This is a genomic window from Bacteroidia bacterium, from assembly GCA_025056095.1.
Taxonomy (GTDB): domain Bacteria; phylum Bacteroidota; class Bacteroidia; order JANWVE01; family JANWVE01; genus JANWVE01.
On the sequence record JANWVW010000079.1, the window covers coordinates 1 to 11,417 of the forward strand.

9 protein-coding genes are annotated in these 11,417 nt (G+C 37.9%); 4 read left to right on the top strand and 5 right to left on the bottom strand.

Annotated features, from left to right (window positions below):
- Positions 1 to 180: hypothetical protein (locus NZ519_07330; GenBank protein MCS7028566.1), on the bottom strand; the 180-nt coding region annotated here is incomplete at its 3' end.
- A 108-nt stretch (positions 181 to 288) separates the two neighbouring features.
- On the opposite strand from NZ519_07330, the gene NZ519_07335 reads away from it, so the two are divergent.
- Positions 289 to 432, top strand: a complete 144-nt coding sequence (locus tag NZ519_07335; protein ID MCS7028567.1) for a hypothetical protein — start codon at positions 289 to 291, stop codon at positions 430 to 432.
- An 80-nt stretch (positions 433 to 512) separates the two neighbouring features.
- On the opposite strand, the gene NZ519_07340 is transcribed toward NZ519_07335, so the two are convergent.
- Positions 513 to 3,404 (bottom strand): tetratricopeptide repeat protein, encoded by a 2,892-nt coding sequence (locus NZ519_07340; protein ID MCS7028568.1) that lies wholly within the window; start codon positions 3,402 to 3,404, stop codon positions 513 to 515.
- 215 nt (positions 3,405 to 3,619) lie between these two features.
- On the opposite strand from NZ519_07340, the gene NZ519_07345 reads away from it, so the two are divergent.
- Positions 3,620 to 4,561, top strand: coding sequence for a lysophospholipid acyltransferase family protein (locus tag NZ519_07345; protein MCS7028569.1), 942 nt, complete (start codon positions 3,620 to 3,622; stop codon positions 4,559 to 4,561).
- Here NZ519_07345 and NZ519_07350 read toward each other — a convergent pair.
- The 3 genes from NZ519_07350 to NZ519_07360 form a co-directional block, all read right to left on the bottom strand.
- On the bottom strand, positions 4,541 to 4,933 hold the full coding sequence (locus NZ519_07350) for a polymer-forming cytoskeletal protein (GenBank protein MCS7028570.1): 393 nt from the start codon (positions 4,931 to 4,933) through the stop codon (positions 4,541 to 4,543). The two genes, NZ519_07345 and NZ519_07350, sit on opposite strands and share 21 nt — an antisense overlap.
- A 69-nt stretch (positions 4,934 to 5,002) precedes the next feature.
- Positions 5,003 to 5,683, bottom strand: coding sequence for a tRNA (guanosine(37)-N1)-methyltransferase TrmD (gene trmD, locus NZ519_07355; protein MCS7028571.1), 681 nt, complete (start codon positions 5,681 to 5,683; stop codon positions 5,003 to 5,005).
- A gap of 93 nt (positions 5,684 to 5,776) precedes the next feature.
- On the bottom strand, positions 5,777 to 6,514 hold the full coding sequence (locus tag NZ519_07360; GenBank protein MCS7028572.1) for an ABC transporter permease: 738 nt from the start codon (positions 6,512 to 6,514) through the stop codon (positions 5,777 to 5,779).
- Positions 6,515 to 6,613: 99 nt separating this feature from the next.
- On the opposite strand from NZ519_07360, the gene NZ519_07365 reads away from it, so the two are divergent.
- Together NZ519_07365 and NZ519_07370 are read left to right on the top strand one after the other, a co-directional pair.
- A complete protein-coding gene (locus NZ519_07365; GenBank protein MCS7028573.1) occupies positions 6,614 to 8,950 on the top strand; it encodes a WD40 repeat domain-containing serine/threonine-protein kinase in 2,337 nt (778 codons plus the stop codon).
- Positions 8,951 to 9,013: 63 nt separating this feature from the next.
- A complete protein-coding gene (locus tag NZ519_07370; GenBank protein ID MCS7028574.1) occupies positions 9,014 to 11,299 on the top strand; it encodes a HEAT repeat domain-containing protein in 2,286 nt (761 codons plus the stop codon).
- The last annotated feature ends 118 nt before the right edge of the window (positions 11,300 to 11,417 follow it).

Here is an 11,417-nt window from a genome sequence, read left to right on the forward strand (position 1 = left end):
GTCCAAGCCGCCCATGCGGCAGAGGTACAACACATCGCTATGCCACTGACCTTTGTTCTCTATAAAGAACAAGCGGTCAGCTTTGGCTAACTTACTTTGGGCTTCGGTATTTTGTCCAAAACCGGCTGCCAAGTTCAAAGCAATGAAAGTAATGAGTAATTGTAATTTGACATCTTTCATAAGTTTTGGAAATTTAACAGCACAAAGATAGTTTTTGGTTTTGAGAAAAGCAAGTTCAAAAAAAACGAACGTGTTGAAAATGAGGGGGTTAAATTTTTTGCGTGAGGCATGCGGAGGGTGGGCGTTAGCCCAGTGCGTAGCGCAGCGAAGCACCGAAGCGAAAGCGTAGCCCGAAGCACGCCGACCTTGCCCACACAAGCGCAGCGCAGTGTGGGCAAGGGCACGCCCAAAAAGTTAAAGTTTTTAATCTGAATATTTTTTTCATTTTACATAAAAAACAGGTATGCTAATAAAAAACGGGAGCTTAATGTAGCCCCCGTAACATTAATTGTTTAGCGTATTCTCGCCAGACCGTTATCATCCCAGTAGCGTTTAATTTCTATTTTGATTTCGGTCGGCGTGTTAGGATTGGTGTGTGCCATGCTAAGGTACTTTTTAGCCTTAGACTTGTCTTGCTTTTGCTTGGTTTTTGAATAGTATCCCACATTGAGATACATCATACCAAGAAGGTACTGTGCCTTATAATCTTCTTTTTCTGCGGCACGAATAAGATAGTTGGTTCCTTTTTCAAGGTTGATTTTTGTTCCGTAGCCTAAGGTATAAGCTTCGCCTAAGCAGGATTGGGCTTCTACGTTATCACTATCAGCGGCTTTTTGGAGGAGTTCTATGGCTTTAGAGTAGTTTTGAGGAACGCCTTCGCCCCTGTAATAACATAATCCTAACTGGGCTTGCGCATCAGCATTGCCTTGATTAGCCGATTTTTGGAACCATTCTGCGGCTTGATTCATGTCCTTTTTTATACCTTTGCCTAACTTGTAGCACATACCTAGTTGATACTCTGCTTCGGGGTTACCTGCATTAGCGGCTTTGCTATACCAATGTACGGCTTGTGCTTCGTTGACAGGTACACCTATACCGTTCATGTAGCAGTTTGCCAAAAGAATTTGAGCAGAGATTTCACCTTGTTCAGCGGCTTTGTTAAGCCAAGAAACGGCTATTTGTGGATTTTTATCTACGCCTATACCATTGAGATAGTTGTACCCCATGGCATACTGCGCTCTGGCAAAACCTTGCTCTGCGGCGCGGTTATAGTAGTACACTGCTTTCTTTTGGTCTTTAGGAACTCCCATACCATGTTCATAGGCATAAGCTACATGGAATTGGGCTTCGGTAATGTTTTGGTCGGCGGCTTTAATAAGGAGTTCTACGCCCCTGACACTATCTACTCGTGTACCTTGACCGTTGATATAGCACTTACCTGCTTGAAGTTGTCCTCGTGGATTATTTTTATCTGCGGCTTTAAGGTAATAATTAAGTGCTTTTGCATAGTCCAAGGTTACTCCTCTACCACTTGCATACATATCTCCGAGATTAACTTGTGCAGGGGCATAATCTTGGTCGGAAGCCATAGTAAAAAATTCCACAGCTTTTTTCTCATCTTTTTCTACGCCTTTACCTTCAGCTAAGCATAAACCGTATTTATCTTGCGCAGGGGCATATCCTGCACGAGCGGCTTTGCCATACCAATCAGCGGCTTTGCTCATGTCTTTACTTACACCTTTACCTTCTTCATAGCAAGCGGCAAGGTTATACATTGCTTCTGTGTAGTTTTGTTCAGCAGATTTTTGATACCATTCAAAAGCTTTAGCTAAGTTTCTTTCTGTACCATTACCTGTTTCGTAAAGCATGCCTAGATTATTTTGTGCCATTGGATGCCCTTTCTTGGCGGCTTCAAAGTATAGAGTGTATGCCTTGTTATAGTCCTGGGGTACGCCCCAACCTTTTTCATGTAAAACGCCATAAGCTGCTTGGGCGTTAGTGTTTTGTTGAGCTACTGCTTTGGCATACCAATTTGCTGCTTGGGAATAATCTTTGGTTACACCGATACCTTCTTGATAGCACCTTCCCAGCTCATATTGACCTTCTGCATAGTTTTGATTTGCGGCTTTTGTGTACCAATGAACTGCTTGAATGGGATCTTTGGTAGTTCCTTGTCCAAGTTCATAGCACTTGCCGAGTTTTACTTGAGCTTGTGCATAGTTGTTTTCAGCTGCTTTTTGATACCAAAATGCTGCTTTGACATAATCTTGTAAGTCGCCAACACCTTCTTCTGCGGCTCTTGCTACCATAAATTGTGATTCGGCATCGTTTTGATTAGCTGCTTTCGTATAATAATCCACAGCTTTGGCAAAGTCTTGCAATACGCCTTGTCCTTTCATGTAATAGACAGCTACCTTTTTTTGTGCATTTAAATCTCCTTTATCTGCCGCTTTGATAGCCCAAGCTACCGCTTTGGCTTCATCTTTGGTAACTCCCTTACCTTCCATGTACATTTCAGATAGTATCATGTATGCACGGGAATCACCTGCGTCTGCTGCTTTGGTGTAATAATCTACTGCCTTATTATAATCAGGGTTACCTGTAAGACCTCTGTAATAAAAGTTTCCTAATTGATAAAAAGCCGATGCATTTTTAGCTTCAGCTGCTCTTTCGTAATAGTGTATAGCTTTACTATAATCTTGATGCGAACCTGGAGCTTCGTAGCACATTCCCAATAAAACAAATGCCTCTGTATTCCCTTGGTTAGCAGCTTTAGTTAGCCAGCCTATCGCTTGTGTGTAATCTGTTTTTACGCCTAAACCATCTTTATAGTATGTACCTAATTTTACTTGCGCAGGAGCATAATTTTTTTCTGCTAGCTTATGGTACCAAAAAGCTGCTTGAGCATAGCTCTGTCTTGTACCTTTTCCTTTTTCGTACATTTCAGCAACGGTCATTTGAGCTTCAGTGTGGTCCTGTGCAGCTGCTTTACTGTACCAGTATAGCGCTGTGCTATCATTCTGCGCTGCCCCTTGACCTTTTGCATACGCATTCGCTAATGCAAATTGTGCATCCTTATCCCCCTTATAGGCGGCTTTACTCAACCAAGCTACTGCAGTAACTGCATCAGCAGGCACACCATTACCCTTTTGGTAACAGTCAGCAAGCTGAATTTGTGCTTTTACATTTCCTTGTTCAGCAGCTTTTGTGTACCAAAATACAGCTTGGGTAAAATCTTGCAGTACATCTGTGTTGTTATACGTACCATAGTAGTACGCATTTCCCACAATTAACTGTGCATTTGGATCGCCTGCTTCGGCACTTTTTTTCACAGCATCAAACGTCTGAGCTTGGAGTACCACGCAGGCAACACAAACCAATCCTTTGAAAATGAACGCTTTCATACGCTTCAACAATTAATGTTTAACTTTTGAATTTGATTTTTTGTTTTAACACGTTACAAAATTAAAATAAGTTTTTTTAATTACAAAATGTTAAGTTGCATTTTTGTGATAAAAAGTTGTAAAAATTTGTAACAATCTGAAAATGAAGCAGAAAAAATTAACTATGACGGATTGTTTTGTAAAAAATTCTTTTTTCTACTTTTGTACGCGTTTGTATGGATTTAACTACTAAGATTTTGCTTGTACCTTGTATTTATGTTGTGAGTTATCTGCCTTGGAGAATACTTGACGGCATGAGTGCTATAATATACGTTTTTCTTTTTTATATAGTTAGATATCGCAAAAAAGTTGTAAGAGAACATATTCAATATGCCTTTCCCAACTTGGACAGTAGTGAGCGCGAAGCTATTGTAAAAAATTTTTACAAGCACTTAGCGGATATTATTGTAGAAACAATAAAGGGGTTTTCAATGTCTGAGAAAGATATTTTGAAGCATTTTCAAATCAAAGAAAATCAAGCATGGCAGGATATACTCCAACAAGATAAAAACATAATCGTTGCACTATCCCATCAAAACAATTGGGAATGGGTATGTTTGTTGTTTGGGGCTTATTTCAAGGATAAGAGAATTTATCCAATAGGTTTTTACAAGCCACTTCGTAATAAATCTGTAGAGCAGTTGCTTAATAAGATGCGTACTAAATTTGGGGGTACAATGTATTCCTCTGAACAACCTTTAGCAGTTCTAAGAAGACTCAAACAAAAAGAACAGAAGGTATTGCTAGGCTCTGTATCTGACCAACGACCTTTGGAAATAGACAAAGAGTGTGTGTTACCTTTTCTCAATCGTTTGACACCTTTTTTTACAGGTTTAGCTTGGCTTTCTATGGGGGCAAATGTGCCTATTTATTACGGAAGTATCCGCAAAGTTAAACGTCATTACTATCAGATAGAGTTTATACATTTATATTCCCCCACAAAAACGATAATAGATAAAAAGCAAGAAACTCAGTACATTATGAAGTTATATGCTCATCAGTTAGAAAAGGACATACAACGTGAGCCCCATACGTGGCTTTGGTCGCATAAAAGGTGGAAGTTTGCGCCCATGCCCTACAATAGTTCATTAAACACTTCAGCTTTGACTTCCAGCTAATAGTTTAATTTCTTCGCTAGAGTATTCAGGTATAGCATTAGCCATATCTAATTCCATTTTACATCCCCCTACGTGCTTAGCCCCCTTTTCTATTACAAGATACATAACCTCTATATCACCTAAAACACGAGCAGTGGGCTTTAGGGTAAGTGTATCTTTTACTTTCAAGTTTCCTATTACCTCTCCAATTATCTCTAACTCATGAGCTGCAATATTTCCTTCTACAAATCCATTTTCTCCAATAACTACCCTGCCCAGTGCAACAATATTTCCCATAACCCTTCCATTTACCCTCAAATTACTGTTAGACTTGAGGTTTCCCCTTATTACTGAATTTTCGTCAATAATAGTAACGCTATTTCGGTCTAGCATATAGTTGGTTTCATTGGTTTTTCAAAATAAAAAAGAAAGAAACAAACTTGCAAACTATTTTTTTCAAAGTTATTTTTTTAACATCAAATAGGGTCTCTTTTTTTGCGTCCTAATAATAGATTGCTCATAGCGCCATTCCTCTATTTTTGCAAAATTACCTGAAAGCAAAATCTCGGGAACTTTCCATCCTTTATAATTTGCAGGTCTAGTATAAACAGGCGGAGCAATTAAATCATCTTGAAAAGAATCGGTAAGGGCAGAAGTTTCATCAGAAAGTACACCTGGAATAAGCCTAGCAATTGCATCCACGACAACTAATGCAGGTAACTCACCCCCACTTAATACAAAATCGCCAATAGAAATTTCCCGAGTAATTAAATGCTCTCTCACCCGCTCATCGACCCCTTTGTAATGACCGCATAGTAGAATCAGATTGTTGAGCATGCTCATTTGATTTGCTATTTTTTGTGTAAATAGTTCGCCATCAGGACACAAATAAATGATTTCATCATATTTTCTTTGCTGTGTGAGAGTAGAAATACAATTATCAATAGGTTCTATCATGAGTACCATACCTGCACCTCCGCCATACACAGTGTCATCAATTTGCTTGTGTTTATTAGTAGCATAGTCTCGTAAGTTGTGTATATGTACTTCGAGTAAGCCTTTCTCCTGTGCCCGCTTTAAGATGCTGTGCTTCAAGGGACTATACAACAAATCAGGTACAGCAGAGATAATGTCTACGCGCATGCTATGCAAAATTAAAAAAGTGATTTTGATTATACAACTTGCTCATTCAACTATTTCAACTATAATTCATTTTTTTAAGTGGCCGCATAAATTTCACAATAAAATTTTAGCTAATACAAAATCCATGAATAAAATCATTATGCACGAATAGACTACAGCTTTTGTACCTGCATCGCCTACTTCTAAAGCTCCTCCCTTAACATTGTAACCTTGATATGCTGAAATAGAAGCTATGCAAAAGCCAAATACCACAGATTTAATTAACATAAAAACTAACTCAAAGGGAATAAACTCCATACGCATGCCGTTAATGTAGTCTTGCACAGTAACATCTCCCGCATACTTTACTGCCAAATACCCCCCAAATATTCCTAATACCCAAGCAATGGTTACTAAAATTGGAAATAAAATCACTGCTGCTACTACTTTAGGCATAATTAAATATCCTGAAGAATTTATCCCCATTACCTCAAGTGCATCAATTTGCTCACTCACTCGCATAGTGCCTAATTCAGATGCTATATTTGAGCCTAATTTGCCTGCTAATACTAAACCCGTAATAGTAGGTGCGTACTCTAATTTCATTGAACGTTCGACTACACTGCCCACTAGTGTATCAGGTATCCAAGGTGAAGTAATTTGATACATGGCTACTAACGCACTCTCTGCACCAATGAACAAGCTTATCAGAAATACTATTCCCAAGCTACCAAATCCAATAGAATTTACACTACGCATGAACTGTTCCCAATAAATCTTATTGTTTTCAGGTTTTCTGAAAAACGTCCCCAACATCATAGTGTAACGACCTAAATGATATAAAATCCGCAAGTCATACATATAAGCAAAAATATACAAAAACTTTGAACCGACCTATAAACTACCTCAATTCTCAAAAAACTGAATTCTACGTATTTTTGTTTTTCTCTTATGAAGTCCATTAAGACACTACAAGTATTAAGTTCGCAAATACAGGAGATATTTAACATTCCTATTCGCAGTATTGAAATAAAACCTAAACCTTTTGCTTCGGGAGGATTCGGAGAGTTGTACTTTTGCCAAAGTCTTAATGGAAATATCCAAACACCTATTCCACAAGTAGTCAAAATTTTTCATGAAGATAGTAATGCACAAAAAAGCTTTCAAACTATACAAAAGTTACAAGAAGGGCTTATCAGATTTCAACAGCATAAAAATGTCAGCGCTATACCAGCTCTGTACGCACTACCCCAATTAAGTTTTGCAGGTATTTTAGAAGGTGAAAAGGTATATGGATATTTAGCTAACCGTCTGAATAGAAATGAATATGCAGAATTTGACCGAATTATTGAAGATCCAAAAGTTACACAGGAATACTATCAAATTTCTCTTGGACAAAAAATCAAATACGCTCTTGACCTTGTAGAAGGTTTTCAAGTTTTACGAGAATTAAACTTTATTCATGCTGATATCAACGCAGAAAATGTATTTATAGGCATAAAACAGCCTAATAGTGTTATTATTGACTATGACAGTGGTGCAGTTACTTTAAGTGCCCAAGATAGCCCTAGCACATGGGGCAAACCTAATGAATGGATAGCACCCGAAATTGCTAAACAACTCTCTGAACAAAAAATCATCCAAACCGTCAAGGTTAATCTATTGTCTGATATATGGTCTGTAGCGGTAGGCATTCATTATTTTATTTTTCTTAAACACCCTTTTTTCTATCTCAATGACTTGAGTGAAAGAACGATGAAACACTACTTTACATACCATAGGTGGCCTAAATGTGATACAAATGCAACTTACTTTAACAAAAGCATTCTTCCTTTCTATGAAAAGTACCTTATTTTGTTAGAAAAAGCTATACCCCAAGAAATTTTCAAACGCTTTGACGCTACGTTTAATGAAGGTTTTTACAATCCTGCCATGCGAACCTCTTACACTACTTGGATAAATACCCTTAAACCATATTCTCAAATAGAAAAATTTACAGAGTTAAGCATTCCCAAAGAACCTGAAATTGACCTCAAACCTTTACCACGTAAAAAGCCCGTTGTACGAGCAGCAGCTCCGCATCAAGTAATCGCTTCTCCTGTGGCACCACCTACTAAAAGGTTTAGAAATCAACCTACACAAGGCTACCCACAAGGAAAGTCCCCTACGCAGCCGTATAGACAAGTCCGCCAAAGTCAAGTTTACTACACACCTGTTCAACAAAGAGTATTGAATTGGAATGCAAGGAAGTTTTTAATTCGAATAGCTATACTCTTCTTTACCTTATTTGTTTCATTCATTGTGGCTATTAACTGGAGAGTTAAAAGAATTTCAGATTCGCCTAAACTCAAATATGACCTTTCTAATCCCTCTGAATTCGTAGAAACACAAACTCAAAATACTATTATCAAAACATTTGTTGGTCATACAGGTCCAATAAACTCTGTACAAGTCAATAAACAAGGTACAAAATTAGTTACAGCTAGTGCAGATAAAAGTATCCGTACTTGGGATATAAGTACAGGCAATCCACTTAATATCATCTACACTATGGGCATCAATCCTAGAATAGCAATTTTCAGCCCTGATGGAAATAGAATTGCTGCACCCTATATCCAAAAACAAATAGGAATATGGGATGCCCATACCATTAAGGAAATAGCTATGATACCTACATCGCACAATCAGATACTTTCATTAGCTTATAGCCCAGAGGGTACTTTACTAGCTTCGGCTGATAATGAAGGAATAGTTTGCATTTGGGATTTGCGTACGCAAAAAAAAGTACATGAGTGGCAAGTGCCTACAAAATATGAAGTCAACTGCATACATTTTCATCCTACACAATCCCTTTTAGCTATTGGCAGTTCGGATAAGAATGTATATGTATGGGCTTATAATGAGAAAAATAAAGTAAAAGTGCTAAGAGGAAGCATCCTACCTATTTCCTGCTTGTACTTCTCTCCTGATGGTAAAAGACTTTTAGCTGGTAGTTGGGATAAAACTTTACGTATTTGGGACGTAGAGCATGACTTTGAGGAGATTAGAGTACTTTGGCGCAGTCATAATAGCGAAATTTTATGCGCTGCATACAGCCCTGATAGCAAGTATATCCTAAGCGGAAGTAAAGACAAAACTATTCGGCTGCGGGATGCTATCACAGGTAAAATTATAGCCATCTTCAACGAAGATAAAGAGATTATTTATTCACTTACCTTTTCCCCTGATGGTAGATACGCTTACACAGGGGGAGAAGACCATGTAGTCAAAATGTGGAAAATTTTTTGAAATGCCGTAAAGCTAACTAGTTCAGACTACGTGTAAATAGACTAAAATCTTTATTTTTGAAACATGCTTCACTTCAAAGGTAAGCTACTTGCTATTTTTTGGATACTGTGTCTATACGCATATACGCAACCCGCTACCAATATTTTTGTACAAACCCTTAAAAACCACGAATTTTTTAAGAACAATGAAGGCGATAAACTTTCTGATGTATTCTTTGCACAATTAGATAGCACACCTGAAAAAGAAGCAGTTATTCAGTTCTCGCATGACATTGGCGAAGGATACAGAGATTATTACCTCACTGTTTTGAACTACAACAACACTACAAAACAAGCACAATTCGTTTATGGTATGAACACTCACATAGAATTTCTCAATACAGGTACAGTGTGGATACAGGATATAGATGATAATCAAAGAGATGAAATTATAGTTATCGGGGATACTGAAGGGATTACACCAAGAAATATTTTTGTCTATAAATGGGCAAAAGATACTCTGTTAGATATGATGTGGGGACTTGACCCAGGGGTAGAATATGCTCTAACCGATTTAAACCAAGACAAAAAGTATGAAATTGCTGCACTTTCGCCCCTAGAAAGCGATACCAAGCAAATACATTTCACTTTTTTAGAACTCAATCAAGGTGCCTTTAAGCCGAGTTTAATTCTCAATGAATACTACTTAAAAACGTTTGAATACGTGATATATAACCACCTACGGCACACTACACCTAACTTTTTAGACCTTATTACTCAAATTTTGAAGCAAAAAAAACTCATTCCTACGCTTTCAGATAGTTTGCACACTCATTTAGTTACGATATACAAAGAAAGCACTAACCCTGAAACTAAAATAGCTTGTCTAAAAGCTATGGAGTGGGAAAACAACACTTATGCAATCCCCTTTCTGTCCGACTTGATTAAAGATAATACGCACAACATACGCACAGAAGCCTTAAAAGTATTTCAAACCGTAGCTCACCATCAGCAAGATAGCCTTCTTATACTTCAACTTAAAAAAGAATTTGACCCCAAAAACCCAAAAGCAGACTTAGATTTTGCTTGCCAAATAAGTGCATACTTACAAGATACATTTAGCATTCGTTTCATTCACAAGCAGTTAGTAAATGATAGCCTACCCCTACAAAAACGTAGAACGTTAGTATTAGCTATTACAAAGCACTTGTATTCCTACTTTGACAGCACTTTGCTGCGGTTAGCTCAATCTCATCCTGATAAAGCTGTGCAAAGGTTAGCGGGCACGAACCTCTTAAAACCAGACAAAGTCCCAAAAAACATACAAATTTTGGATATAATTCCACTGTTGCAGCACAATGACCCAGATGTTCGAGCAGCCGTACAAGGTAGTTTAGGATATTTTAAGAATATCGGCGTTGTACCTTATTTAATGGAAAGTTTGAATAAAGAAGTAACAGCTTGGAACGTTCGTCAGATTTTGTTCTCACTGTATCAACTCAAACATTATGAGCCTTACGATAGATATATCTCCATGCTTAAAGAACAAAACAATTTAGATATACGCCGACAACTGCATGCTTTGATAAGCATACATCCTAACCCCGAAGTAGCTAAATGGGGATTGCAAGAAGTAGCCCATGCCGAAGAATTGACACTATATGATAGCCTATTAGTCAGACAAAAAATTTCAGGTGCAGATGAATACTTACTTAGGTATGCCAAAGACACAACCGATGCGGGACTTCGCAGAGCTGCTATTCAAAGACTAAAGTATTATCCCACAGAAGCCGTAAAAGTTTTTGCGTATCAAACTTATACCAAAGATACAGTTTTTGTTGTTAAAAAAGCTTTTTTAGAAATGCTTGCAGCTTGGAAAGATACCATTGTGGTTCCTACTTTGTTGCAATGGTTCAGAAGGGAACGCAAAATACGAACTGAAATTGCAATTACATTAGGAAAATTAGGTACTCCATCCGCTAAGCAAGTACTTTTAGATAGCCTGTGGGCAGAAGATAACAGTTACATTTTCAAGGCGTTAGCCCCTTTGAAAAATGACATTCAAGTCCAAGATAGAGTTTTTCAGTACTTACAGCAAGCCATTTATACCATACAGCATGATAGTACAGGTTTCAAAGCACTTAAATGGGAAACTAATGTATGTAATGCTCTTATTTTTCTCATTCAGCAGCAAGATGAACGGCTAAGTAATATCATTCAAATGATGCTGCAAATACCAGCACTGCAAGTGGGAACGCTGCAAGCTTTAGGCACAGACCGAAAGTATCTTCATATTATTCAGCAGTATGTAAATCATCCTAAAAGGGCTATTCGTGTAGCAGCTATAGAAGCCATAGAAAATTGGCAATAATAATTTGTAACAATTGGTGTAACTTTTATGGATTTATTTTATTTTTTTGGGCGTGCCCCTTGCTGACGCAAGGGTCGGGGCATTCCGCACTACGCTTTCGCTTCGGTGCTCCGCTAAC

What these genes read in the sequence shown, in the direction of transcription:
- NZ519_07370 (MCS7028574.1), top strand. Translation starts at nt 9,014, where the DNA reads ATGCTTCACTTCAAAGGTAAGCTACTTGCTATTTTTTGGATACTGTGT.
- NZ519_07345 (MCS7028569.1), top strand. Translation starts at nt 3,620, where the DNA reads ATGGATTTAACTACTAAGATTTTGCTTGTACCTTGTATTTATGTTGTG.
- NZ519_07365 (MCS7028573.1), top strand. Translation starts at nt 6,614, where the DNA reads ATGAAGTCCATTAAGACACTACAAGTATTAAGTTCGCAAATACAGGAG.
- NZ519_07335 (MCS7028567.1), top strand. Translation starts at nt 289, where the DNA reads ATGCGGAGGGTGGGCGTTAGCCCAGTGCGTAGCGCAGCGAAGCACCGA.
- NZ519_07340 (MCS7028568.1), bottom strand. Translation starts at nt 3,404, where the DNA reads ATGAAAGCGTTCATTTTCAAAGGATTGGTTTGTGTTGCCTGCGTGGTA.
- trmD (MCS7028571.1), bottom strand. Translation starts at nt 5,683, where the DNA reads ATGCGCGTAGACATTATCTCTGCTGTACCTGATTTGTTGTATAGTCCC.
- NZ519_07350 (MCS7028570.1), bottom strand. Translation starts at nt 4,933, where the DNA reads ATGCTAGACCGAAATAGCGTTACTATTATTGACGAAAATTCAGTAATA.